Raw genomic sequence first — 24,257 nt, forward strand, 5'->3', positions numbered from 1 at the left:
CCTTTGCGTCGAGTCGGGCGCTCCCGCCGGCCCGGGCGACCGGGTCCGGGGCGGGGTGCGTGGGGTGGGGCGGCCGGTCAGGCGCGCGCGTCCAGCGAGCGCACCAGATAGGCCCAGGCGTCGGCGAGTTGACGGGGGCCGTAGCAGCGGTCGCGTTTGATGAGCGCCTCGACGGGGTCGTCGTGGTGCCCGGCCCCGTCGGGGTGTGCGGGCCCGTCGGGGTGTGCGGCGGACGCGACGGTGAGCTGCATGCGGCACGCCTTCTCCAGGAAGATCGCTGTCAGCACCGCCGTGGGCACGTCGGGTCCGACCGTCACCAGACCGTGGCGGTGCAGGAGCAGGGCATTGCGGTCGCCGAGCGCCGCCGCGACGGCCGCGCCGCGTTCAGGGGTGTCGACGAGGTCGCCCGTCTCGGTGAAGCGCGCGATGTCGGGCGGCCAGAAGAGGGTTCCCTCGTGACCCACCGGTCGCAACGGCAGGCCCGTGGCGGCAAATGCGACCGCCGCCTCCCCGTGGCTGTGGACGACCGCCCCCACGTCGGGGCGGGCATCCATGACCGCGGTGTGGATGGGGTGCTCCAGGTGGACTCGGCCCCCGCCGCCCGTCGGCCGTCCGTCGGGGTCGATGCGGACGACCCGGTCGGCGGTGATCTCCTCCATGCCGTACCCGGCGGCCTTCAGCCACAGGTCCGTCCCGCCCGGATCGCGCCGGGACAGGTGCCCCCACACCAGGTCGGCGTTGCCGTGCGCGGCCAGGACCCGGCAGCCGAGGGCGACCTCTTCGGCGGGGGTCATTCCGCGTCCCCGGCGAGGAAGTCCCCGACGATCCGGTTGAACTGCCCGGGCTGCTCGAACATCGGCCAGTGGCCGGCCCCGGTGATCATGTCGAAACTCGCGTTCGGCAGGATCTCGGACGCCCTGCGCCCCACCTCGGGGGGTGTGGTCGGGTTGTGGTCGGTCCAGACCACCAGCGTCTCGGCCTCGATGCGCGCCAGTGCCGCCTCGTCCAGCATGTGCGCCCGGTTCTCCTCGCCGGGCTGCTCGGCGACCAGCTTGGCCTGTGCCTGCTGCGTGCCCGGCAGGGTGTAGTAGCGGTACCGGCACTCCACGAGTTCGTCGGTCACCACGGCCGGGTCCACCATGAGCCATTCCAGACGCGCCCGGACGCTCTCCCGCGTCGGCGCTGCCGCGGCCTGCGCGGTGACCGCCTTGACCCGGGCGTGGACCCGCTCGCTCTCCTCCTTGCGCCCCTGGTCCGAGAGCAGCAGGCCCGCCCCGGTGACGGAGACGACCCGGCCCACCCGGTCGGGGTGGTGGAGTGCGGTGTGCAGCGCCGTCCAGCCTCCCAGCGACTGGCCCACGAGATGGGCGCGTTCGGCGCCTATCGCGTCGAGGAACCCGATGAGGTGTTCGGTGAACAGCGGCGCGTGGTAGGTGACGTCGGTGGGCCGGGCGCTCAGTCCGTGTCCGACGGCGTCGAGGGCGTACACCCTGAGTCCGCGCTCGGCGAGCGGGACGACGTTGCGCAGGAAGCCCTCGGCGTGGCCGGTCAGCCCGCCCATCAGGACGACGGGGTGCCCTTCGCCGGCTTCGATGGAGCGGGTGCGCCAGCCGGCGGCCTCGCGGAACCGGACTTCCGCGCCCAGTGAATCAGTCCAGAACGACATCGGTGCTTCCTTCTCCCAGGAATCGGTTGAGGAGTTCGTTGACCTGCCGGGGTCGTTCGAACTGGGGCCACTGCTTGGCGCCGGGCACGGTGACGAGGACGGCGTCGGGCACCGCACGGGCGGCGGCCTCGACGACGTCGGACGGGGTGTGTCCCGACTCGCCGCGGAGGAACAGGGTGGGGACGCTCAAGCGCGCCAACCGCTCCTCGGTGAGCAGCCAGGGCGTGTTGTCCGCTGCGCGCACCCGGCGATGGACGTCCCGGGCCGCGGGCGGCCCGTAGAGACGGGTCCGCAGCTCGACGAGTTCTTCGTCGACGGTCGTCGGATCGGCGAGCAGACCGCCGAGCCGGGCCCGGACGGCATCGGCCGTCGGCTCCTCGTAGGCCAGGCCTCCCCGCCGGTACGCGGCCCGCACCGCGTCGTCCGACAGCCGTTCGGCCTCCGACTGGAGCCCGGCGGGCTCGATCAGGGCGAGCCTGCGGATCCGACCGGGGGCCTCCAGTGCGGTGAGCGCGGCGACCCAGCCGCCGAGCGACTGGCCGACCAGATCGGCTTCGGCGAGGTCGAACGCGTCCAGCACGGCCCTGATGTGGCGGGCGAGTTCGCCGACGGTGTACCGCCCTTCGGTGCTGCGGCCGGTCAGGCCGTGCCCGAGCAGGTCGACGGCGATCGCCCGGCGGCCGTGTGCGGCGACGGCGGCCAGGTTGCGGGCGAAGGTTTCGAGGTGCCCGCCGCGGCCGTGGAGGAAGAGCACGGCCGGTCCCGCGCCCAGGGACACCGCACGGGTGGGCGTTCCGTCCGCGTCGACGTGCTCGACCTCGGCTCCGAGCAGGTCGGTCCACAGGCTCACAGGTGCTTCCGCAGGAAGTCGAGGGTCCGCTCCCAGGTGAGGAGGGCGGCCTGTGGATCGTGGTTGGGGTGGGTGTCGTCGTGGTAGGCGTGACCCGCGCCCTCGTACACATGGACCTCGGTTGGGTGGCCGCTGGTGCCCAGGGCGTCGCCGAGCCGTTCGACCTGGTCGAGCGGGATGACCGAGTCGGCGCCGCCGAAGTGGGCCTGGACCGGGCAGCGCACCCGGTCGGCGATGTCGATGCGGGAACGGACGGCGCCGGTCGGGCTGTAGGCGGCGGGGAGTTCGGGGATGCCGTACAGCGGTACCGCGCACGCGAGCCGGTCCGACCGTGCGGCCCAGACGAGGGCGAGCCCTCCCCCGAGGCAGAAGCCGACGACTGCGGCGCGTTCGGTGTCGACGTCGCCGCGGGCGGCCAGGTGGTCGAGTCCGGCCTCCAGGTCGGGCACGGCCTGCTCGTCGCGGGCGGCGAGGAACGCCTTGGCCCGCCGTTCCTCCTGGGTGGTGTAGTCCTGGGGCGGCTGGCCTCCGATGCGACTGAACAGGTCGACGGTCAGGACCGCGTAGCCCTCGGCGGCGAGTTGCTCCGTGACGCGCCGCCGGTGGGCGATGACGCCGAGGTTCTCGTGCGCCATGATCACTGCCGGTGGGCGGCGCGCGCCCGTGGTCGGCAGGGCCAGGTAGCCGCGGATCTCGACGCCGCCGCTGGGGAAGGTCACCCAGTCCGCGGTGATTGCAACCATGGTCTCTCCTTGCGTGCTGTCAGGTTCCGGCCCTGGGCGGGGCCGGCGGGCGGGCCGCCCGGCCCCGCAGTTCCTGTGTCAGGGCGGCGATGCCCTCCAGGCGGCGACGGGGCATCCGGACGGTGGGGCCGCAGACGGCGACCGCACCCGCGGGCCGTCCCGCGACGAGGACGGGGACCGCCACTCCCGCGATGCCCTCGATGAACTGGTCGATCTCTATCGCGAAGCCCCGGGAACGGCTCGCTTCGATCTCCTGGAGGAGCGCCCCGGGGTCGGTGATGCTGAGGGGGGTGCGCTGGGCGAGCCGCAGCTGCGGGACGATCCTCCTGGCCTCGTCCGGGGGCAGGGCGCTGAGGATCGCGCCGCTGATGCAGCCGTTGGCGAGGACCGAACGCTGGCCGATCGAGGACAGGGAGCCGGGGCCGTGCCCCACTTCGCGCCGGCCGGTGATGATCAGCGATCGGTCCCGCCAGTCGACCTCGGCGATCAGTACGGTCTCCCCGGTGGCACGTGCCAGTTCCTCGGCGACGCCCTGGGTCAGGTGGGCGAGGGCCGTCGTGGTCGACACCAGGCTGCCCAGTTCCAGCAGCCGGGTGCCCAGTACGTAGGCTCCGTCCTCCTCCTGGCGCAGGAATCCGCGCCCGACCAGGGTCACCGCGATGCGGTGGGCGCTGGTCTTGGGCAGTCCGGCCACCTCAGCGAGCTCGGAGAGCTGGAGGCGGGGGTAGGCCGCGCTCAGTGCGCTGAGGATGTCCAACGCCCGGTCGACCGATTGGACGCCGCGGCGCCGCGGACCGTTGTCGTGGTGTGCCATCGGGGATGCCGCCTCACGCGCAGTAGGGGGGTGCCTCGCTGACGTTGGCCTTGGTGATCAGCAGGTTCGGCACGGTGGAGATCTTTTCTACCCCTTCCTCCTTGTGCATGAGCCCCACCACGTTGTCGATCGCCATCTCGCCGACGGACCTCGGGGTGTTGCTGACGGTCGCGGCGATCTCCCCGGCACGGATGCCCTCGGTGCCCTCCGGGCTGCCGCCGTTGGTGATGACCTTGACGTCGTGGCGCTTGGCGGCCTTGAGCGCGGCGAGGACGCCGATGGCCATGTCCTCGTTGTGGACGAAGACGTACTGGACCCCGGGGCGGGCCTGGAGCATGTTCTCGGCCACGTCCTGCGCCTTGGCCCGCTGCCAGAACGCGGGCTGGTCGAAGACGACGCGCGCCTGCTTCGGCAGTGCCTTCTTGAACGCGGCGTCCATCAGGTCGGCGGCCGCACCGGGCGCACCGCCGATGACGCCCACCTCGACGGACCCGCCCTTGCTGTCCTCACCGAGCCATGCGCCGAGTTGCTTGCCCACGCCCGCGACGTCGGTGACCACGGCGCCGAGGATCTTCGACTGGTCCACGGAGGCGACCGAGGTGAGGAAGATGGGGATGTTCGCCCGGTTGGCCCGGGCGATGCCGCCCTCCAGGGCGTCCATGTTGACCGTCTGCACGACGATCACGTCGACCCGTTTGGCGATCATGTCGTCGATGTTGGAGAGCTCCTTCGCCGGGTCCATCGCGGAGTTGGCGGTGAGCAGTTCCACCTTGTCCTCGGCGCGCGCCTGCATCGATCTGAGCAGACAGGTGTGGAACTCGATGTTGTTTCCGTTGACGAAGCCGATCGTGAGCTTCTTGCTCCGGTCGACGGGAGCGGTGTCCGTGCGCTGGCCCTTGTCCACGGAACAGGCACTGACCAGGAGTCCGAGGGCTGCGCTGAGGGCCAGTGGTGCGGTGAGGCGTCGGGTGGTGGTGCGGCTCATGACGTTTCCTTTCACCGGAGGGAGAACGCGGGGGGCTCAGGTGCGGCGACCGCGCTGGTGGTTCACGATCGCGGCGATCATCAGGACGGTGCCGACGGCGATGTCCTGGTAGACGGGGTCGATCTGGAGGAGATTGAGCGAGTTGGCGACCAGGCCGAGCAGCAGGACGCCCAGGACCGTACCGACGAGGGTTCCGCTGCCGCCGTGCAGGGAGGTGCCGCCGATGACGACGGCGGCGACCACGGTGAGTTCCAGCGGCAGGCCGCCCGTGCCGGGGCTGGCCGCGCCGAGCCGGGCGACGAGCATGACGCCGCCGAGCGCGGCGAGGAAGCCGCCGAGCGCGTACAGGAGCAGCTTGCTGCGTACGACCGGGATGCCGGAGAGCCGTGCGGCGCTCTCGTTGCCGCCGATGGCGAAGGCGTTGCGGCCGAACGCGGACCACCGCATGAGCAGCCCCACTGCCAGGCACACCAGGACGGCCAGGACGACCAGCGAGGGGATCGCGCCGAAGAGCTCACCGAAGCCGAGGACGGCGAGGTGGTCGCCGATGCTGACGCTCATGCCGTCGAGCAGCAGCAGTGCCACGCCGGTGAGGATGGTGGAGGAGGCCAGGGTCGCCACGAACGGGGCGACGGAGAACACCGTGACGACACCCCCGTTGACCAGGCCGATGGCGGTGCCCAGTGCGAGGGCGACCAGGACCGCGGCCCACTCGTTCATGCCGCCCTGGATGAGCTTGGCGACGACGGCGTGGGAGACGGCCGCGATCGCCCCGAGGGAGAAGTCGATGCCGCCCGCGGTCATCAGGAGGGTCAGCCCGGCCGCCAGTACGGCGACGACCGCGACCTGTTGCGAGACGTTGACCAGGTTGGGCGTGGTCAGGAAGACCTCGCTGTTGAGCGAGGTGAACAGCCCGATCAGCAGCAGGACGCTGAGCAGGCCGACGTGTCGGGCGACACCGGGCGGCAGGCTCGGTCCGGTCCGGTCGCGGAAGGCGGATGCGGCGGTCATGAGACGTGTCCTCCTACGGTGAGCGAGACGAGGTCGTCCCGGGACCACTCGTCCCGGTTCAGTCGGGCCACGGCGCGCCCGCCGCGGACGACGACCACGCGGTCGGCCAGTCGGCTGACCTCGTCGACGTCGGCAGAGGTCAGGAGGACGGCGGCGCCGCGGTCGGCGAGCGCGTCGACCAACTGGTGGATGTCGGCCTTGGCCGCCACGTCCACGCCGCTGGTGGGTTCCTCCAGCAGGCACACGGTCGGCTCGGTGTCGAGCCACTTCGCCAGCAGCACCTTCTGCTGGTTGCCGCCGGACAGGGAGTCGACGGCGGGGTCGGCCGACAGGGTGACGACCCCGTAGCGTCGGCGGGTGTCGGTGGCCTTGCGGTGCAGTGCCGCCCAGCGCACCAGCCAGGGCCGGCTCATGCCCCGGTCGGCCAGCGCCAGGTTCTCGTCGACGCTGAGGCCGGGGACCAGTCCGTGCAGCAGCCGGTCCCCGGTGACGCAGCGCAGCCCCGCCGACAGCGATGCGCGGACGCTCCCGGTCCGTATCCGGGTCCCGCCCACGTCGACGGTTCCTGCCGAGGGCTGCCGCACCCCGCTGAGCAGCGGGAAGAGTTCGCGCTGGGCGTCCCCGGCGGGGCCGAGCACGGCCACGATCTCGCCGGCCCGGATCGTGAGGTCGAAGTCCCGCAGCCGGTCCCCGCCGAGTTTGTCCAGTTCGAGGGCGGGCGGTCCGAAGTCCCTCTTCCGGGCGGCCGGTTCGGCGACCAGCCGGTCGCCCACCATGGCCCGGACCAGGGCGGCGAGGTCCACCTGCGCGATCGCCTCGGTCAGCGCGGTCCGGCCGTCCCGCATCACCGTGATCCGGTCGGCCAGCGCCAGGACCTCGTCCAGGTGGTGGGAGATGTAGACGACGGCCGTGCCGCGGGACCTCAGTCGACGGACCAGGTCGTGGATGCGGGCGGCGTCCGCGCCGCCGAGGGCGGCGGTCGGTTCGTCCAGGATGAGGACGTTCCCGCCGACGTGCACTTCCCGTGCGATCTCGACGAGCGTCTGCTGCGCGGGGGTGAGGTCTCCGACGGTGGCCCGCACGGGCACCTCGACGCCCAGGTCGTCCAGGGCCCCGGCCGCCTCCGCCCGTACCTCGGCCCAGTCCACCCGGCCCTTGGTGCGGGGGAGCCTGCCGAGCAGCAGGTTCTCCGCCACCGTCAGCTCGTGCACCAGGGTGCGCCGCTGGTGCACGATGCTCACGCCGAGGGCACGCGCCCGCCGGGGGGTGAGCGAAGGGCTGCTCTCGCCGCCCACCAGGATCTCGCCGCTGTCGGGGGACAGCGCCCCGCAGACGACCTCGACCAGCGTCGACTTGCCGGCGCCGTTCATGCCGGCGAGGGCGTGCACCTCGCCGGGGCGCAGGGTGAAGTCCACTTCCCGCAGGGCGTGCGCCCCGCCGAAGGACTTGCTGACCTTGCGCAGTTCGAGCGCGGGCCCGGTGGTGGCCGTTCCTTTGGGTACGGTCGTCATCTCAGGCCCCCGTCCGTTGTGCGGGGTACATCGCGTGGTGGGCGATGCCCAGGACGACCATGAGGTTGCGCAGGGCCACCGGGTTCATCCCGTGGGCGAGCAGCCAGGTGGCATCGGTGTGGCACACCGCCCGCTTCTCGTCCTCGCTCAGGTGGTAGGCGTGGAGCACCGGCTGCGGGGCTTCGCGGAACCGGTCCAACAGGCCGGGGACGTGCTCCAGTTCGCGGGCGAGCCGGTTGAGTCCGACGATGCTCACGGCGCCTCCTCGACGTCGAACGCGCAGATGCCGATGCCGACGGTCCAGGAGGGCACGGGCTCGTAGGCGAGGACCCGGGCAGCGCCGCCGGCGGCGGCCGCGGCGATCAGCCAGGTCCGGACCTCCAGGGCTCCGTTGCCCGCCTCGTCCTGGATCTGCTCGTCGCTCCAGGAGGCCGCTTCGTCCGCCCGCCCCTCGGTGAGGAGGGCGAGGAGGTCGCGGTCGAAGTCCTCGTTGATCTCGCCGAACCGGGGCAGGCCCACCCAGTGGGAGAGCCCGCCGGTGCCGAGGACACCGATCCGGGCGTCCTTGGGCAGGTCCCCGGCCGCCGCTGCGATCGCCCTCCCCAACTCCAGGCAGCGTGCCAGTGCCGGCAGCGGCTCCGTGTTGCAGTTGACGAAGAGCGGGACGACGCCGGCGGCGGCGGCCGAGGGGAGTTTGGTCAGCGGCACCATGAAGCTGTGGTCCAGGTCCATGGTGTGGGAGCGGGACACCTCGAAGCCCCGCTCGGTGAGGCCCTTGAGGAGGTACTCGGCAACCACGGGCCTGCCGGGCACCGTTCCGCCGGGGTTGCCGAACTCGGCCCAGCCCCGGTGTTCTTCGGCGAGCCCGATGCAGAACGCCGGGTAGTTCTCCAGGCCGAACGTCTCGTAGTGGTCGGTGGCGACGACGACGACCGCGTCGAGCTCCGCCTCGGCGATCTCGCGGTCGAGCCGCTGCCACGCGGCGTGCAGCACCGAGGAGCGTTCGGGGTCGGCGTCCGGGTTCTTCACGATCGCGCCGACGTGTGAGGTGGCGGCGGCCAGGACGACGCGCCCCATCAACGCTCGCCTCCCGCGGCTGCGGTGAGCCGGACGTCATCGGGGTGCGGGGCGCCTCGCCGCACGACATCGGTGGAGTGCAGCAGCCCGCAGCCGGGGCAGGCGTACTGCCGCAGCTCCAGGTCCTCGTCCAGCCGGGTGGCGTGGCTCAACGCGTGGATGTCGCTGGTGGCCCGGAACGCCGCGTACGGTCGCCAGGCCCCGTCGGCCGGGGCGAGCACCCGGGAGCAGGCGCAGGCGGTGAAGCGGCTGCCGGCGATCTCCACGACGCTCAGGACGTCGCCGAGGGGGTGCATCCGGGTGACGGGCCCGTCCGGGACCCGTGGCTGAGGACGCGTGACGGGCCAGGACGTGCGCTCCGCACGGATCCGCTCGCGCTGCCGGGCGGTCGCCTCCGGGTCCACCCGGCCGTCCTCGCCGAGCACCGCCCGGTAGATCCGCCGCGCGGCACCGGGGGTGACCGCCCCGAAGTCGAGGTCCGCCTGTATCTCCTCGGCGGGGCGGTCGAGCGGATCGCCCCAGCCGCCGCCCGCCTGGGGAACGGTGGCGAGGACGTCGTGGTCGTCCAGGTGGTAGAGGCCCTGTCGGCCGCGCATGTCGGGTCGGGTGCCGGACAGTTCGTCGACCTCGGGGATGCGGCCCGTGGCGAACCGGTCGGCCAGATCGCTGTCGTGCAGGACGGTCCGGGTGTTCTGCGCACCGGGGTATCCGCCGAAGATCCCGGTCGAGTTGGGCACCGTCCAGCCGTGTGCCGAGTTCAGCGCGGTGACGTCCCTGCCGCCGCGGACGGTGTAGACGGCTCCCATGCTCATGCCGCCGCGGCGGCGACCGGCTCCGCCGGAGTCGGCGACCAGACCGCGCCACACGTACAGCAGCGGGGAGTCCATCTCCACCGCTTCGATGTTGGAGATCCGCTGCCGTTCGATGTTGTGCTGGCCCTGGGTCCAGGCGCCGTCGCGGTGGGCGTAGGCGCCGCCGCCGGTGGCAAGACAGTCCATGATCACGTACGTCTGGCGGGCTCCGTTCTCGCCCGTTCCGGTGAGCACGAACTTGTCGGGTCCGCCGGCCGGGACGGCCTGGGCCTCGGAGAGCAGTTCGTCGGAACAGGCGGCGAGCTTGGACAGGCATTCGACGGCGGTCATCTCGACGAGCCAGCCGGCCTCCAGCGCGCCGCCGCTGACGGCGGCCGGGCGGGAGGCGTTGCAGATGAGGCCCTCGGGGCAGATGACGTCGACGGGCCTGAACAGTCCCTCGTTCCACGGTGCGTCGAACGCCAGGGTCGGCAGCAGGGCCGCGGCGATGCCGGCCATCATGCCGGAGCGGGCGCAGTTGACGTAGCCCTTGGCCTGGGGCGACGAGGCGGAGAAGTCGAACTCCAGGGTCTCGCCCCGTTTGGTGAGCACGAGGTCGACTTCGTAGACGGCGTCCTCGGTGGACCGGGCCAGGCCGCCGTCGTTGTCCAGGAAGGCGCGGGAGTGCACCCGGGCGTCCGGCAGTTTGGCCAGCCGGTTGCGCAGCCGCCGTTCGGAGAGGGTGATGAGGTTGCCCATCACCGTGCGGACGGTGTCGGCGCCGTACTTGTCGGCGAGCGCGGTCATGGCGCGGACGGCCGTGTTGTTGGCGCCGATCAGGGCCCGTAGGTCGAGGTTGACGGTGGGCGCCATGCGGGTGTGGGCGAGGATCAGGTTCCACACGTCGGTGCGCACCCGTCCGCCGTCGACCAGTTTGGTCGGCGGCATCTGGAGGCCTTCCTGGTACGAGTCGGTCGCGTCGACGCAGAAGCTGCCGGGGGTCATGCCGCCGACGTCGACCATGTGGCACATGGCGCCGGTCCAGGCGAGGAGTTCGCCGTCGTGGAAGATCGGCGCGATGAGTCCGACGTCCTGGGCGTGGACCGTGCCCTTCCAGGGGTCGTTGACGATGAACATGTCGCCGGGGTTGATGCCGGGGTCCTCGGTGCAGTCCCCGATGACGGAGCGGGTGATGGCGGCCATGGACGAGGAGTGGGAGAGGATGGTGCGGCCCATCGCCGCCACGGAGCCGTCGGGGAGGTAGAGGCCGACGTTGTAGTCGCTGGCCTCGACGACGTGCGTGGAGCCGGAGATGGCGGCGAGCGTCGCGCCCTGCTCGTCGGTGATGGCCAGCAGTCGATGGCGGATGACCTCGAAGGTGACGGGGTCGATGGGCGTGGTGGGCGTGTCGGTGGCGGTCACGCGTCCCCCTTGCAGTCGATGACGAGGTTGCTGTGGCGGTCGACGGTGAGCGACTGCGAGGGGCCGATCACCACGGTGGTGCCGGCGAACTCCAGGATCGCCGGGCCCCGCAGGGCCGCTCCCGCTCCCAGGTCCTCGCCGCGGTAGACACCGGTGGGAACGCGTCCGGCGCCGGGGAAGTGGACGTCGCGCTCGCAGATCCTGGCCGCCTCGGCGTCCGGGGTGCCGGGGTAGTCGCCCTCGGTGACCCCGGTGACGCTGACCCGGCCTTCGACGCGCAGGGTGTGGAGCTCGACACCGGCGCCCAGCAGGGCGGTTCCGGCGCCGTAGATGCGTTCGTAGACGGTCCGGAACTCGTCGATCAGGTCCCGCAGGACCTCCGTGGTGACCTCGCCCTCGGGCACCGCGACGGGCAGTTCGTGGGACTGCCGGCGGAACTTCAGGTAGGCGATGCGGCTGAGCCGGGTGCGCGGGTCCCCGTCGAGGTCCTCGCGGCAGCGGGCGGCCAGCTCGTCGAGGGTCAGGCCGATGCGTTCCGCGTCCAGGTGGACGGCGGGGTCCGGAGCACCGGGCGGGGTGCGGTGGACCTCGGTGGTCTGCACGGCTCGATAGCGGTCGGAGGTGACCGTACCGTAGGCGGAGTGGACGGTGGAGGTGGGTGGCACGACGAGCGTCGCGATGCCGGCCGCCTCGGTGTACGCGTAGGCGTGGGTCGGCCCGGCGCCGCCGTACGCGTAGACGACGAAGTCACGCGGGTCGTGTCCCTGCTCGACGGTGACCTTGCGTAGCAGGTCGGCCATCTGGTTGTCGGCGACGCGCTTGATGCCGGCCGCGGCCTCCTCCACGGTGAGGCCGAGCGGGTCGGCGACGTGCTCGCGGATGGCCTTCTCCGCCAGTGACCGGTCGAGCGGCATCCGGCCGCCGAGGAAGCGGGCGGGGTCGATGACGCCGAGGACCACATCGGCGTCGGTGACCGTGGGGCGGTCGCCGCCCCGGGCGTAGCAGGCGGGTCCCGGCACCGATCCGGCGCTCTGAGGGCCGACGACGAGGACACCGGACTCGTCGACTCCCGCGATGGAGCCGCCGCCCGCGCCGATCGCCGTCACCTTGATGCGGGGCAGGGCCAGATGGAGGTCGCCGACCTCGCTGACGCGTTCGACGATCGGCTCCCCGTCGATGATCAGGCCGACGTCGAAGCTGGTCCCGCCCATGTCGGAGGTGATCACGTGGGGGTGGCCCAGTCGGCGCGCGAGGGCGGTCGACGCCAGCACCCCGCCGGCCGGGCCGGAGGTGAGCATCGACGCGGAGCGCCGTGCGGCGTCCTCGGCGCGCATGACGCCGCCACCGGAGTCCATGATCGAGAAGTCTCCGGTGAACCCGGAACCCCGCAGCCGCTCCTCCAGATTGGCGACGTAGTCGCGGATCACCGGACCGAGGTAGCTGTTGACGACGGTGGTCGCCGAGCGTTCGTACTCCCCGATGACGGGGGCGACCTCGTGCGACAGCGTCAGATACGCCTCGGGCCACTCCTCCCGCACGATCCGGGCGACCGCTGCTTCGTGCTCCCCGTTGACGAAGGACCACAGGAGCGACACCGCGAGTGCCTCGACGCCGTCGTCGCGCAGCCGGCGCAGCGTCGCCCGGACCTCCTGCTCGTCGAGCGCGACGACCTCCGCGCCCGAGGAGTCGATGCGCTCCGTGACGGCGGCGAGACGCGACCGGGGGACGATCTGTCCGGGGTTGCGGCGGCGGCTGTAGTGGCCGGTCGCGGCCCCCATGCCCACCCACGAGGTCATCGAACGCTGGATCAGCATCGTGTCGGTGAACCCGCGTGTGGTGAGCAGGGCCGTCGGGGCGCCCTTGCGCTCGATCAGGGCGTTCGTCGCGGCCGTGGTGCCGTGGGCGAAGTAGACGATGTCCGCGCAGAAGGACGGCAGGTCCCTGCCGTAGGACTCGGCGGCCAGCCGCAGGGCGGCGATGACCCCTTCCGAGCGGTCGTGCGGAGTGGTCGGTGACTTGTAGAGCCGTGGCGCGCGGCCGTCCTGGAGGACCACGAGGTCGGTGAAGGTCCCACCGACGTCCGTGCCCACGAAGAATCCTGTCGCAGCACCCTTGTTTCTTTGCACGCTGTCCTCACAAGAAAGGGAGAAATGACGCGAGAACTACCGAAGGTCGGGCAAGCAACCGAGTCCGACATTTACGCTGCATCCCGGGATCACTGTGAGGTGATGGCCGCATCGGATCAACGCTTCGGTCCGCATGGCGAAACGCCGCAGGTAGAACCTTGATCAACATGCGGGGTGTGAGGCAGGACACGCACTATTCGGCCACTGTGCAACGCTCGCGCGACCGTTGATCACGGCATCGACGCGGGGCGCCCGCTCGTCGGAGCCGGTCCGGTCGGCCCTCGGCCCGGCGCGGGCGGCGCCGGCGGATCCGCTGCGGGGAGCACGTCCGGGCTCCGAGGAGGAGCGGGCCGAGCCGCACCCGCCGGCCGCGGGGTACGGACGGCTACGGGGTGGCCGGCCGCATGCCCCTGGCGCGGGCGGTCCTCGAAGCCGTGTCGGAGCCCAGGAGGCCGAGGACTTCTCGGGCCGGGCCGGGCCGGGCCGAGGCGGCCAGCACTCCCCCGCTGAAGGTCGAACTGATCGCGGTGTCCTCCGGCAGCGGACCGATGACGACGACGTTCGGCAGGTCCATCAGTTCGCTGTGCTGCTGGAACGCCAGATCGGCTCGACCGGACGACAGCAGGGTGCCCGCAGGCACCCCCGGCGGCGCTTGGACCAGCCGTTCACGGAGCGCTCCCGCGAGGCCCAACCGGGCGATCAGATCGACCAGGGCCGTACCGCTGGGGCCCGTGGAGTAGGCGATCCGCTCCGCTCCCAGCAGAGCGGCCCGCAGATCCGCCACCGATCCGAGTGCCGGGACCCCGGTCCCCTCGGGCACGGCGGCGACCACCTGGGAGACCCACAGCGGACGCACCGTGTGCCGGAGCAGGTGCCCCTCCGCCGCCAACTCGGCGAGCGCTCCGTCGGCGAGCACGAGCAGGTCCGCCCGGGCTCCTGCGCGCACCCGTCGCGCCGTCTCGACGCCGCCGGCGGCGTCGAAGCGGACCGGGATGCCGTGCACGCGACGGATGTGTTCGGACAGTTCCGTCACCACCGGCCGCGTCGCCATCGAGGACAGACCGGAGATCTCTCGGTTCACGTCGCCTCCTTGCCGTCGGCAGATCGTACGGCGCGTGATCGAGCGGCTCAACGCCGGTCTGCGAGACTTCCCGGGTGAGCACAGCCCGGAGCACCGCGGCCGGAAAGGTCCTCCGGGTCCTCGCCGCCTTCGATCGTGAGCGCCCGTCGCAGACGCTGTCCCAGATCGCCCAACGCACGGGCTTGGCCCTGAGCACCGCGCACCGGGTGGTCGCGGAGCTCGCGGAGTGGGGAGCCCTGGAGCGCGGGGAGGACGGATCGTGGCACATCGGGTTGAGGCTCTGGGAGGTCACCTCCGGATGTCCCCGCACCCAGATCCTGCGCGATGCGGCCCTGCCGTTCATGCAGGACCTCTACGAGGCGACTCACGAGAACGTCCAGCTCGCGGTACGCGAGGGCACTGAGCTCGTGTTCGTCGAACGGATCGCCGGACACCGGTCCGTGCAACTCCTGACGATGGTCGGCAGCCGGTTCCCCGTCGCCTCCACGGGAATGGGCCGGGTGCTGCTGGCGCACGCGCCACCGGACATCCAGGAGGACGTCCTACGGTCGCCGCTGCGGGCCTGGACCCCGCACACCGTGACCGATCCGAAGACGCTGCGCGCGCAGTTGGACCGCATCCGCCGTGAGCAGGTCTTCGTCAGCGACCGGCAGCTCTCGCCGGACACGGTCGCGGTGGCGGCCCCCGTGCGGATCGGCCGCGCCGGGCCGGTCAGCGCCGCTCTGGGAATCGTCGTCGCGGCGGGGAGCACCAGCCGTGCGGGCGGGCTGCGCGGACCGCTCCGGGAAGCCGTCCACGGGATCTCCGACGCACTGGGACGACGCGCCCGCACGACGCCCTGACCTCCGGGCGGGCTTCCGCCTGACGGAAACGCCGACGACCGGCTGCGGTCCCGGGTGCCAGCCTTCGGGGTGTTCGGAACGTTCGCATTCGCTCGGGAGACGTCATGGCCGACGCCGTCGTCGACGCCGCTTCCCCCCTTCCGGTCCCGGTCACCGGGACGGGTCCGCGGGACGGCACCCGAGCGTGGGGCATCAGGGGTGAGCACATGGTCATCGACTGTCACGGTCATTTCACCACCGCGCCGCCGCAATTGGCCCAGTGGCGGGAGAGGCAGGTGGCAGCGGCCGGTACCCCGCAGGACACGCCCGACCCCGACGAACTGGTCATCACCGACGACGAACTGCGCCGGGCCATCGAGGGCAACCAGCTCCGGCTCATGGACGAACGCGGCATCGACCTGACGGTGTTCTCCCCGCGGGCCAGCTTCATGGCCCATCACATCGGCGGCTTCGAGGTCTCCTCGACGTGGGCACGGCTCTGCAACGACCTGGTGCACCGGGTCAGCACGCTCTACCCCGACCGCTTCGCCATGGGCGCGATGCTGCCGCAGTCGCCGGGCGTCGACCCCGCGACCTGCCTGCCCGAGTTGCGCCGTACGGTCGAGGAACTCGGCGCGGTGGCGATCAACCTCAACCCCGATCCGTCGGGCGGCAGGTGGACCGCGCCCCCGCTGACGGACCGCAGTTGGTACCCGGTCTACGAGGCGATGGCCGCGTACGACGTTCCCGCCGTGATCCACGTCAGCACGTCGTGCAATCCCGTCTTCCACACCACCGGTGCCCACTACCTCAACGCCGACACCACGGCGTTCATGCAACTGCTCCAGGGCCGGTTGTTCGACGACTTCCCCACCCTGCGGATGGTGATCCCGCACGGCGGCGGCGCGGTGCCCTACCACTGGGGCCGGTTCCGCGGCCTGGCGATGGCACTGGGCAGGCCGGACCCCGAGACGCTGCTCGACAACGTCTCCTTCGACACCTGCGTCTACCACCAGCCCGGGATCGACCTGCTCACCGCCGTCGTCCCCAGCCGGTCCGTCCTGTTCGCCAGCGAGATGATCGGCGCGGTCCGCGGCGTCGACCCGCGCACCGGTCACCACTTCGACGACACCCGGCGGTACGTCGAGGCCACCCCGAACCTCTCCGACGCGGAACGCACCGCCGTCTACGGCGGCAACGCGCTGCGCGTGTTCCCCCGGCTCGCCGCCCACCCCGCGGTGACGGGCCACTGAGATCCCAGGAGGAGAACGCATGGAGCACACCCGCACGGGCGTCGTCCGCACCTCGATCCCCCGCGCCGACCCCGAGGCCGTCGCCGCGCTGTCGGCGTTCGACGTCGCGACGATCCACGAGGCCATGGGCCGGACGGGGCTGATGCGCCCCTACCTGCGCCCCGTCTACCCGAGGGCACGTCTGTGCGGCACCGCGGTGACCGTGCTGCTGCAACCCGGCGACAACTGGATGCTCCACGTCGCCGCCGAGCAGCTACGGGACGGGGACGTCGTGGTCGCGGCCTGCACCACCGAGAGCGAGGACGGCTTCTTCGGCGAACTGCTCGCCACCTCGTTCCGCGCCCGGGGGTGCACCGGCCTGATCATCGACGGCGGTGTGCGCGACACGGCCGACCTGGAGGAGATGGACTTCCCGGTCTTCGCCAGGGCGATCAACGCCAAGGGCACGGTCAAGGCGACGCTCGGCTCGGTCAACGTGCCCGTGGTCTGCGCCAACGCCCTGGTCAGACCCGGCGACGTCGTCGTGGCCGACCGGGACGGAGTCGTGGTGGTACCGCACGAGCGGGCCGCCGAAGTCGCCCAGACCTCGGCCAGGCGCACCACCGACGAGGAGGGCAAACGCGTGCGGTTCCGCGCGGGCGAACTCGGCCTGGACATGTACGGCATGCGCGGCCCCCTGGCCGAGCTCGGACTGCGGTACGAGGACTGAGATGACCGCCTTCGAGAAGTCCCCCGGCTGGCTGGACTGGTACGCCGGTCCGAGCCGGCCACGGTTCCGGATGCCCGACGGCGCCGTCGACGCGCACTGCCACGTCTTCGGCCCGGGCGCCGAGTTCCCCTTCGCCCCCGAGCGGAAGTACACCCCCTGCGACGCGTCCAAGGAGCAGCTCTTCGCGCTCCGCGACCACCTGGGCTTCGCCCGCAACGTCCTGGTCCAGGCGACCTGTCACGGAGCCGACAACCGTGCCCTGACCGACGCCCTGCGGGCCGCGGGGAACCTGGCCCGGGGCGTCGCGACGGTGCGGCCGGGGATCTCGGACGCACAACTGCGGGAGTTGCACGAGGCCGGGGTCCGCGGCGTGCGGTTCACCTTCGTCGAACGGCTCGTCGACGTGGCGCCCCGACAGGAGCTGTGGGACGTCGTCGAACGGATCGCCCCGTACGGCTGGCACGTCGTCGTCTACTTCGAAGCGGCCGACCTCGCCGACCTACGCGCCTTCCTCCTCTCGATCCCGGTGCCCCTGGTCGTCGACCACATGGGCAGACCCGACGTCACCAAGGACCCGCACGGCCCGGAGTTCGAGGCGTTCGTGGACTTCATGCGGGCGAGGCCCGACATCTGGTGCAAGGTGACCTGCCCGGAACGGCTGTCGCGGAGCGGTCCGCCGGCCCTCGACGGGGAGCGGGCGGCCTACCGCGACGTCGTTCCCTTCGCCCTCCGCATGGTCGAGGAGTTCGAGGACCGGGTGTTGTGGGGCACCGACTGGCCGCACCCGAACCTCACCGACCACATGCCGGACGACGGCCTGCTCGTCGACCTCGTCCCGCGGATCGCCCGGACCGCGGAGCTACGGCGCAAGCTGCTCGTCGACAACCCGATGCGCCTGTACTGGCCGGAAGTCGACTGACCCGACACCACGATTGGAGGCCCGCCATGGCACTGGACAAGACCTACCGGCTGGTCCCGGGGACCACCGTCTTCGACGCCGAACAGTCCGCCAAGGGCTACCACCTCAACCAGTTCTGCATGTCGCTGGTGACGGCGGAGAACCGTACCCTCTACCTCGCCGACGAGCGGGCCTACCTGAACGCGTGGCCACTGCGGGAGGAACAGAAGCGGGCGCTGCTCGACCGCGACCTCAACGCCGCGATGCGCGAGGGCGGCAACATCTACTTCCTCGCCAAGTGGGGCGCGACGCTGGGGTTGTCGTTCCAGCAGATGGCGGGCTCCATGACCGGCATGACCGAGCAGGAGTACCGCGCCATGATGGTCGGCGGCGGCAGGTCCGTCGAGGGCAACCGGATCGACCACGCCGTCCTCGACGCTGCGTACGCCGACCCGGCACCCCCGGACGTGCACGCCACCATCACCGGGGCGGTCTTCACCTCGCACGTGCCGGCGATCGGCGCGGCGATGGACCACGACAAGACCGACGAGCCCTACTGGCGTCCGGTCTTCGAGGGCTACGAGTTCTCCCGCCGGTGGCAGGAAGAGAACCTCCCCGACGTGGTCTTCCTGGTCTACAACGACCACGCCACCGCATTCGACCAGTCGCTGACCCCGACCTTCGTGCTCGGTACCGGCGCCTCCTACCCCACCGCCGACGAGGGCTACGGCCCCCGACCGGTCCCCGGTATCACGGGGGACCCCGACCTGGCCGCGCACATCGCGCACTCCCTCATCAGCGACGACTTCGACCTCACCCTCGTCAACGAGATGCCCGTCGACCACGGTCTCACCGTCCCCCTGTCGCTCATGTTCGGAGACGTCGAGGAGTGGCCGTGCAAGGTGATCCCGTTCCACGTCAACGTCGTCCAGTACCCGGTGCCCTCAGGTTCCCGGTGCTTCGCACTCGGTCGGTCCCTGCGCAGGGCGATCGAGTCCTACGTCGGGCCGCTGAAGGTCCAGGTGTGGGGCACCGGCGGCATGAGCCACCAGTTGCAGGGCCCCCGCGCCGGCCTCATCAACCGTGAGTGGGACAACGCCTTCCTCGACCGACTGGTCGAGGACCCGGTGGGCCTGTCCCGGGTGGCGCACCTGGAGTACGTCGAGGAGGCGGGCTCGGAGGGCATCGAACTCGTCATGTGGTTGATCGCCCGCGGGGCGATGAGCGACGTCGACGGCGGCGGAGAGGTCGAGGTCACGCACCGCTTCTACCACGTGCCCGCGTCCAACACCGCCGTCGGCCACCTGATCCTGGAGAACCACCCGCGGGTCGAGGGGCCCGCCGCGAAGGAGTGACATGAGCGACGACCAGACCGTCCGGATCGCCCTCGCCGGGGGCGGCGCCTTCGGCGCCAAACACGCAGCCGCACTGAACCGGATCGACGGCGTCGAGGTGACCGCCGTCGTGAGCAGCACCCTGGAGAGCGCCCGGAGGTTCGCCGCCGAGCAGGGTGTCGGCCGCGGCGTCGCGACCCTGGAGGAGGCGCTCGCGATGGACGACGTCGACGCCGTCATCCTCGCCACGCCGACGCCGCTGCACGCCGCGCAGACGCTCGCCTGCCTCGAAGCGGGCAAGCACGTCCAAGTCGAGATCCCGCTGGCAGCCTCGCTCGCGGACGCCGAGGAGTGCCTGGCGGCCCAGCAGCGCAGCGGGCTCGTCGCCATGGTGGGACACACTCGGCGCTTCAACCCCAGCCACCAGTGGGTACGGCGGCGGGTGCAGGCCGGGGAGTACCGCCTCCAGCAGTTGGACGTGCAGACCTACTTCTTCCGCCGCACGAACCTCAACGCCCTCGGTCAGCCCCGTTCCTGGACCGACCACCTGCTGTGGCACCACGCCGCGCACACCGTGGACCTGTTCGCCTACCAGGCCGGTTCTCCGATCGTGCAGGCCCACGCGGTCCAGGGCCCGATCCACCCGGCGCTCGGCATCGCGATGGACATGTCGATCCAGCTGCGTGCCGAGAACGGCGCCCTCTGCACCCTGTCGCTGTCCTTCAACAACGACGGGCCGCTCGGCACCTCCTTCCGCTACATCGGCGACACCGGCACCTATCTCGCACGGTACGACGACCTGTTCACCGGCCGGGACGAGCAGATCGACGTGCGCGGGGTCGACGTCTCGACGGACGGCATCGAACTGCAGGACCGCGAGTTCGTCGCCGCCGTCCGCGAGGGCCGCGAACCGAACGCCTCCATCGCCCAGGTGTTGCCCTGCTACCGGACACTGGCCGACCTGGAGGAGCAACTCGACGCCTTCGCCGACCCGGGAGGGGGTGTCCACCCGGTCAGTCGACGGTGCGGATGAGCTTCTTGTTGACGAACTCCTCGATCCCGGGCCGTCCGAGTTCGCGTCCGAATCCGGAGCGCTTGACGCCGCCGAAGGGGAGCTCGGCGCCCTCGGCACCGACGCCGTTGACGAAGACCATGCCGGCCTCGATCCGGTCGGCGACCCGCTCGGCCTGTGCCGGGTCGGTGGTGAAGAGGTAGGAGCCGAGACCGTAGGGGGTGTCGTTGGCGATGCGCACGGCGTCCTCCTCGTCGGCTGCGGCGAAGACCATCGCCACCGGGCCGAACAGCTCCTCCCGGGCCGCCGGGTGTTCGGTGGTGAGGCCGGTCAGGACCCCGGCCGGGAAGTGGGCGCCGCGGCGCGTGCCGGTGCTGTGCAGGGTGGCTCCCTGGGCCACCGCCGCGTCGACCTGGCGTCCCAGGTTCTCGGCCGCGGCGACCGACGACAGGGGCGCACCGGTCTCGCTGGCGAGCAGCCGGGCGGTGAACCGTTCGACGAACACGTCGTGGAGGTGGTCGAGGACCACGAACCGCTTGGCGGCGTTGCACGCCTGCCCGGTGTTGTCGAGGCGGGCGGCGACGGCGGAGTCGACGACCGCGTCGAGGTCGTCGGTGGACAGGACGATGAAGGGGTCGGAGCCGCCGAGTTCGAGGACGACCTTCTTGAGGTGCCGCCCGGCGATCTCCGCGACGGCCGAACCCGCCCGTTCGGATCCGGTGAGGGAGACTCCCTGGACCCGGGGGTCGGCGATGACGTCCGCGACCTGCTCGTTGGTGGCGTACACGTTGACGTAGGCGCCGGGCGGGAAGCCGGCCTCGGCGAACAGTCCCTCCAGCAGTGCTGCGGTGGCCGGGCACTGCGGCGCGTGCTTGAGCACGATGGTGTTGCCGAGCGCCAGGTTCGGGGCGGCGAAGCGGGCGACCTGGTAGGCCGGGAAGTTCCACGGCATGATGCCGAGGAGCACGCCCACCGGGCTGCGCCGGACGACCGCGGTACCGGGGCCGGAGATCACGTCGAGCGGTTCGTCGGCGAGGAACTCCTCGGCGTGGTCGGCGTAGTAGTGGTAGATGTCGGTGCAGAAGTCGATCTCGCCCTCCGCCTCCGCGAGCGGCTTGCCCATCTCCTGGACGATGCTCTCGGCCAGCTCGGTGCGGCGCTCGGCGTGCAGGTCGCCGAGGCGTCGCAGCAGTGCCGCGCGCTCGGCCACGGAGCTGGTGCGTCCCCAGACGGTGGCCGTGTGGGCGGCGTCGACGGCCGCTGTCACGTCGGCGTCCGTGGCGGTCGGGTAGGTAGCGGTGGTCTCACCCGTGGTCGGGTCGGTGACGGCGTACATCATGCCTCCTGGATCTCGTCGGGGACGGCTGCGGATCCCGTCGCCCCTGCGGGTGCGCAGGCGGTCGTCGGGCGGGGCCGGGCGAAGGGGGGTTTCACGGTTCGAGGATCGTTCGGACGCCGGTGTTCGACCGGAGGTCGTCGAAGGCCGCCGACGCTTCGTGGAGCGGTCGGGTGCGGCCGACGAGGTCGTCCAGGGGCAGCTGACCTGCCAGGTAGAGGCGGGCCAGCTTCGGGATGTCGATCTCCCCGATGCTGGAGCCGTAGTTGCAACCGAGGATGCGCTTGCCCTGGTCAGCCAGGTCGAAGGGGTCGAACGCGGCCGTGGCGCCGGTCGCCGCCATGCCCACCAGGACCGCGGCTCCGCCCGAGGTGAGCATGGCCGGGAGCGTGCCGATGACCCGGGGGTTGCCGATCGCCTCGAAGGCGTAGTCCACCCCGCCGAACTCCTGCTGGCACCAGGCCGCGACATCGGTCTCGGCACCGTCGAGGGTGTGGGTGGCGCCGAACCGCCTTGCCGTGGCGAGGCGTTCGGCCGAGAGGTCGACAGCGATGACCGGGTCGGCTCCGATCAGGCGCAGACCCATCACGACGGAGAGTCCGACGCCGCCCGTGCCGATGACCACCGCGGACTCGCCGGGGCGGACGCCCGCGGTGTTCACGACGGCACCGACACCGGTGGTGACGGAGCAGCCGAGGAGCGCGCCGATGCTGAAGGGCAGCTCGTCGGGAACCTTCACCGCGGCGACCTCCGGTACGACCAGCCGCTCGGTGAAGGCGCCGAGTCCGAGGTAGGGCCACACCGGCTCGCCCCGCTCGTCCGAGAACGCGGTGGTGCCGTCGGGGAGCATGTTGGACACGGCCTTGGTGCCGGTGCACAGCCACGCCGTTCCGGCGACGCACCTGCGGCAGCGGCGGCACGGCGCGAACCAGGACAGGACGATGTGGTCACCGGCCTCCAGGGAAGTGACGCCGGCGCCGACCGCGGTCACCACACCGGCCGCCTCGTGCCCGAGGACGAGTGGACGGTCACTGGGCCAGTCGCCCGTGATGACGTGCAGGTCGGAGTGGCACACGCCGGCTGCGCGTACCTCGATCTCGACCTCGCCGGGCCCGGCGGACCGGACGGACACGTCACGGGAGCGCAGCCCCTCGGCGGGATCGAAGACGATGGCGGGGGAGGATTTCGACGGCATCAGGACGCCTGCACTTCTTCCGGGGTCGGGGTGGTGGGGTGGGAGGTCGCGGTGGTGGGGAGCTTGGTGTGGGGCTTGGCGATCACGACGTAGAGCAGCCCGGCGACGAAGAGGACGGAGAAGACCAGGATCACGGCCCAGACCTGGACCCAGCTGCCGTCGGCCGGGGCGAGCTCGACGCGGGGCCAGGCGATGTTGACGGCTTCGAAGAGCAGCCACACGACGGCGAGCCCGTTGATCACCAGGCCGGCCCGTCCCAGCCTGAACCGGCCCGCGGCGGGGTTCCAGCGGCCCGTCAGTCGGGCGACGAGCGCTACGACCGCGACGGTGAGGAAGATGAAGTAGAAGCCGCCGGAGCCGAAGGCGATCAGCGTCGCGGCGGCGTTGCCGTTCAGCCCGAGGAGCAGCCCGAGGCTGGCGAGTGCGGCCGTCGCGATCAGTGAGACGTACGGGATCTGGCGCGGTCCGACGGTGGCGAGCTTCGCGGAGAAGGGCAGCTGGCGGTCCCGGGCGAAGGAGAAGACCGCCCGGCCGATGTACGTCTGGATCGAGATGGCGCAGGCGATGAACGCGATCAGGACGAGCAGGACGAAGGGCTTCTCGCTCCACCCGCCGAGCCCCTCGGTGACGGCGGTGTAGACCGGGTCCGCGAGGGCGCCGGAGACCGCGTCCTCGGGGCTGCGCAGCGCGAGGGTCACGGCGAGCCCGGTCAGCAGGACCGTGAGCGCGACGAAGAGGTAGGCGCGCAGGAGTGCCCTGGGGACGCTGCGGCGCGGCTGCTCGGTCTCCTCGGCGACCTGGGTGGTCGCGTCGAAGCCGAGGAACGCCCAGCCGGCGACCGCCAGGGCGGTCAGGAAGCCGGCCAGGGTGGAGCCGCCGGAGGCCGACTGCGCTCCGAGCGTCTCGAAGAGGATGCCGAAGCCGTTGTTGTGCACGAAGAGCAGCAGGAACACACTCACCGCGATCGAGGCGACGCCCTCGGCGATGATGCCGGCGTTGAGGAAGTGCTTCACCGGGTTGACGCCGAGGAGGTTGATCCCGAGGGCCACTGCGACGAAGACCACGCCCAGGAGGACGTGGGTGGCGGCCGAGGGCGTGCCGTCGGCGAAGAACATGTGCAGCCAGCCCGCCCCCAGGTAGGCCACGGTGGTCAGGGAGGCCACGGCGGAGGCCAGGTAGATCCAGCCGACCAGCCAGCCCAGTCGCGGCCCGCCCAGCCTGCGCACCCACTGGTAGACGCCACCCGTGATCGGGAACTGGGACGAGAGCTCGGCGTAGACCAGGGCGACCAGCAACTGGCCGAGGAAGGCGACCACGACCGCCCAGATCCAGACGGGGCCGGCGAAGACGAATCCCAGTTGGACGACGGCGTAGACCCCGACGACGGGCGAGATGGTCGCGAATCCGATCGCGAACACGGCCCATGCGGACAGGGTCCGTTTCAGCTCTTGCTGGTAACCGTACTCGGCGAGTTCGCCGGCATCGGTGCGGGTGTCGTGCACGTTGGTCTCCTGTACAGGTGCTGTGCGCCGCGCTCTGCGCGCGTGGGCCGTGCCCGTGCCGCGAGATCGAGGGTCGGCAGCGGGGCGTCCCGGGTCCCGGCGTGAGGGCGAGCGGGGTCC

The 24,257-nt window shown here is 71.6% G+C and carries 22 protein-coding genes; 6 read left to right on the forward strand and 16 right to left on the reverse strand.

The features are described from left to right. Positions 1-77 precede the first annotated feature (77 nt). The 13 genes from ACFYOU_RS24365 to ACFYOU_RS24425 form a co-directional block, all read right to left on the reverse strand. Positions 78-794, reverse strand: coding sequence for a class II aldolase/adducin family protein (locus ACFYOU_RS24365; protein WP_391308452.1), 717 nt, complete (start codon positions 792-794; stop codon positions 78-80). Further along, a complete protein-coding gene (locus tag ACFYOU_RS24370; RefSeq protein ID WP_391308454.1) occupies positions 791-1,666 on the reverse strand; it encodes an alpha/beta fold hydrolase in 876 nt (291 codons plus the stop codon). Before ACFYOU_RS24370 ends, ACFYOU_RS24365 begins: the two co-directional genes overlap by 4 nt. Further along, a complete protein-coding gene (locus ACFYOU_RS24375; RefSeq protein WP_391308456.1) occupies positions 1,650-2,516 on the reverse strand; it encodes an alpha/beta fold hydrolase in 867 nt (288 codons plus the stop codon). The genes ACFYOU_RS24370 and ACFYOU_RS24375 overlap by 17 nt, the downstream gene beginning before the upstream one ends. Continuing rightward, a complete protein-coding gene (locus ACFYOU_RS24380) occupies positions 2,513-3,259 on the reverse strand; it encodes a dienelactone hydrolase family protein (RefSeq protein WP_391308458.1) in 747 nt (248 codons plus the stop codon). Before ACFYOU_RS24380 ends, ACFYOU_RS24375 begins: the two co-directional genes overlap by 4 nt. 19 nt (positions 3,260-3,278) lie before the next feature. Then, positions 3,279-4,073, reverse strand: a complete 795-nt coding sequence (locus ACFYOU_RS24385) for a helix-turn-helix domain-containing protein (RefSeq protein WP_391308460.1) — start codon at positions 4,071-4,073, stop codon at positions 3,279-3,281. A gap of 13 nt (positions 4,074-4,086) precedes the next feature. Next, positions 4,087-5,058 (reverse strand): substrate-binding domain-containing protein, encoded by a 972-nt coding sequence (locus tag ACFYOU_RS24390; protein ID WP_391308462.1) that lies wholly within the window; start codon positions 5,056-5,058, stop codon positions 4,087-4,089. Positions 5,059-5,094: 36 nt separating this feature from the next. Further along, on the reverse strand, positions 5,095-6,069 hold the full coding sequence (locus ACFYOU_RS24395; RefSeq protein WP_391308464.1) for an ABC transporter permease: 975 nt from the start codon (positions 6,067-6,069) through the stop codon (positions 5,095-5,097). Further along, positions 6,066-7,580, reverse strand: coding sequence for an ATP-binding cassette domain-containing protein (locus tag ACFYOU_RS24400; protein WP_391308465.1), 1,515 nt, complete (start codon positions 7,578-7,580; stop codon positions 6,066-6,068). Before ACFYOU_RS24400 ends, ACFYOU_RS24395 begins: the two co-directional genes overlap by 4 nt. A 1-nt stretch (position 7,581) precedes the next feature. Next, entirely contained in the window at positions 7,582-7,836 is a 255-nt protein-coding gene (locus ACFYOU_RS24405) for a hypothetical protein (protein ID WP_391308468.1), read from the reverse strand. Then, positions 7,833-8,657: a hypothetical protein gene (locus ACFYOU_RS24410; RefSeq protein WP_391308470.1), complete on the reverse strand. Its 825-nt coding sequence runs from the start codon at positions 8,655-8,657 to the stop codon at positions 7,833-7,835. Before ACFYOU_RS24410 ends, ACFYOU_RS24405 begins: the two co-directional genes overlap by 4 nt. Further along, the gene (locus tag ACFYOU_RS24415) at positions 8,657-10,870 is read right to left on the reverse strand and encodes a hydantoinase B/oxoprolinase family protein (protein ID WP_391308472.1); all 2,214 of its coding nucleotides are present in this window, start codon (positions 10,868-10,870) and stop codon (positions 8,657-8,659) included. Before ACFYOU_RS24415 ends, ACFYOU_RS24410 begins: the two co-directional genes overlap by 1 nt. Beyond that, positions 10,867-12,960, reverse strand: a complete 2,094-nt coding sequence (locus ACFYOU_RS24420; protein ID WP_391308474.1) for a hydantoinase/oxoprolinase family protein — start codon at positions 12,958-12,960, stop codon at positions 10,867-10,869. The genes ACFYOU_RS24415 and ACFYOU_RS24420 overlap by 4 nt, the downstream gene beginning before the upstream one ends. Positions 12,961-13,381: 421 nt before the next feature. Further along, entirely contained in the window at positions 13,382-14,077 is a 696-nt protein-coding gene (locus ACFYOU_RS24425; RefSeq protein WP_391308476.1) for a substrate-binding domain-containing protein, read from the reverse strand. A 74-nt stretch (positions 14,078-14,151) separates the two neighbouring features. Between ACFYOU_RS24425 and ACFYOU_RS24430 the strand changes: the two genes are divergently transcribed. The 6 genes from ACFYOU_RS24430 to ACFYOU_RS24455 all read left to right on the forward strand — a co-directional run bounded on the left by ACFYOU_RS24430 (position 14,152) and on the right by ACFYOU_RS24455 (position 20,125). Next, positions 14,152-14,919 carry an IclR family transcriptional regulator C-terminal domain-containing protein gene (locus ACFYOU_RS24430; RefSeq protein ID WP_391308478.1) on the forward strand — a complete coding sequence of 256 codons (768 nt, stop codon included), beginning with the start codon at positions 14,152-14,154 and terminating at the stop codon, positions 14,917-14,919. Between the two features lie 206 nt (positions 14,920-15,125). Further along, positions 15,126-16,151: an amidohydrolase family protein gene (locus ACFYOU_RS24435; protein ID WP_391308657.1), complete on the forward strand. Its 1,026-nt coding sequence runs from the start codon at positions 15,126-15,128 to the stop codon at positions 16,149-16,151. Between the two features lie 19 nt (positions 16,152-16,170). After that, positions 16,171-16,860 carry a 4-carboxy-4-hydroxy-2-oxoadipate aldolase/oxaloacetate decarboxylase gene (gene ligK, locus ACFYOU_RS24440; protein ID WP_391308480.1) on the forward strand — a complete coding sequence of 230 codons (690 nt, stop codon included), beginning with the start codon at positions 16,171-16,173 and terminating at the stop codon, positions 16,858-16,860. A 1-nt stretch (position 16,861) separates the two neighbouring features. Next, a complete protein-coding gene (locus ACFYOU_RS24445; RefSeq protein WP_391308481.1) occupies positions 16,862-17,779 on the forward strand; it encodes an amidohydrolase family protein in 918 nt (305 codons plus the stop codon). A gap of 26 nt (positions 17,780-17,805) precedes the next feature. Then, positions 17,806-19,113, forward strand: coding sequence for a protocatechuate 4,5-dioxygenase subunit alpha (gene ligA / locus ACFYOU_RS24450; protein WP_391308483.1), 1,308 nt, complete (start codon positions 17,806-17,808; stop codon positions 19,111-19,113). 1 nt (position 19,114) lies between these two features. Continuing rightward, positions 19,115-20,125 (forward strand): Gfo/Idh/MocA family oxidoreductase, encoded by a 1,011-nt coding sequence (locus tag ACFYOU_RS24455; protein WP_391308485.1) that lies wholly within the window; start codon positions 19,115-19,117, stop codon positions 20,123-20,125. Here the strand turns inward: ACFYOU_RS24455 and ACFYOU_RS24460 are convergent. From ACFYOU_RS24460 to ACFYOU_RS24470, 3 genes are all read right to left on the reverse strand, one after another. After that, a complete protein-coding gene (locus ACFYOU_RS24460) occupies positions 20,106-21,443 on the reverse strand; it encodes an aldehyde dehydrogenase family protein (protein WP_391308487.1) in 1,338 nt (445 codons plus the stop codon). The genes ACFYOU_RS24455 and ACFYOU_RS24460 overlap by 20 nt on opposite strands. A 91-nt stretch (positions 21,444-21,534) precedes the next feature. After that, a complete protein-coding gene (locus tag ACFYOU_RS24465) occupies positions 21,535-22,635 on the reverse strand; it encodes an alcohol dehydrogenase catalytic domain-containing protein (protein ID WP_391308489.1) in 1,101 nt (366 codons plus the stop codon). Further along, positions 22,635-24,137: an amino acid permease gene (locus ACFYOU_RS24470; protein ID WP_391308491.1), complete on the reverse strand. Its 1,503-nt coding sequence runs from the start codon at positions 24,135-24,137 to the stop codon at positions 22,635-22,637. Before ACFYOU_RS24470 ends, ACFYOU_RS24465 begins: the two co-directional genes overlap by 1 nt. Between the last annotated feature and the right edge of the window lie 120 nt (positions 24,138-24,257).

It is taken from the genome of Streptomyces sp. NPDC005955 (genome assembly GCF_042871255.1).
Taxonomy (GTDB): Bacteria; Actinomycetota; Actinomycetes; order Streptomycetales; family Streptomycetaceae; genus Streptomyces.

Bases quoted from the DNA above. Each gene is read 5' to 3' on its own strand.
- ACFYOU_RS24365 (WP_391308452.1), bottom strand. From the start codon at position 794: ATGACCCCCGCCGAAGAGGTCGCCCTCGGCTGCCGGGTCCTGGCCGCG.
- ACFYOU_RS24370 (WP_391308454.1), bottom strand. From the start codon at position 1,666: ATGTCGTTCTGGACTGATTCACTGGGCGCGGAAGTCCGGTTCCGCGAG.
- ACFYOU_RS24380 (WP_391308458.1), bottom strand. From the start codon at position 3,259: ATGGTTGCAATCACCGCGGACTGGGTGACCTTCCCCAGCGGCGGCGTC.
- ACFYOU_RS24385 (WP_391308460.1), bottom strand. From the start codon at position 4,073: ATGGCACACCACGACAACGGTCCGCGGCGCCGCGGCGTCCAATCGGTC.
- ACFYOU_RS24390 (WP_391308462.1), bottom strand. From the start codon at position 5,058: ATGAGCCGCACCACCACCCGACGCCTCACCGCACCACTGGCCCTCAGC.
- ACFYOU_RS24395 (WP_391308464.1), bottom strand. From the start codon at position 6,069: ATGACCGCCGCATCCGCCTTCCGCGACCGGACCGGACCGAGCCTGCCG.
- ACFYOU_RS24400 (WP_391308465.1), bottom strand. From the start codon at position 7,580: ATGACGACCGTACCCAAAGGAACGGCCACCACCGGGCCCGCGCTCGAA.
- ACFYOU_RS24410 (WP_391308470.1), bottom strand. From the start codon at position 8,657: ATGGGGCGCGTCGTCCTGGCCGCCGCCACCTCACACGTCGGCGCGATC.
- ACFYOU_RS24435 (WP_391308657.1), top strand. From the start codon at position 15,126: ATGGTCATCGACTGTCACGGTCATTTCACCACCGCGCCGCCGCAATTG.
- ligK (WP_391308480.1), top strand. From the start codon at position 16,171: ATGGAGCACACCCGCACGGGCGTCGTCCGCACCTCGATCCCCCGCGCC.
- ACFYOU_RS24445 (WP_391308481.1), top strand. From the start codon at position 16,862: ATGACCGCCTTCGAGAAGTCCCCCGGCTGGCTGGACTGGTACGCCGGT.
- ligA (WP_391308483.1), top strand. From the start codon at position 17,806: ATGGCACTGGACAAGACCTACCGGCTGGTCCCGGGGACCACCGTCTTC.
- ACFYOU_RS24455 (WP_391308485.1), top strand. From the start codon at position 19,115: ATGAGCGACGACCAGACCGTCCGGATCGCCCTCGCCGGGGGCGGCGCC.
- ACFYOU_RS24460 (WP_391308487.1), bottom strand. From the start codon at position 21,443: ATGATGTACGCCGTCACCGACCCGACCACGGGTGAGACCACCGCTACC.
- ACFYOU_RS24465 (WP_391308489.1), bottom strand. From the start codon at position 22,635: ATGCCGTCGAAATCCTCCCCCGCCATCGTCTTCGATCCCGCCGAGGGG.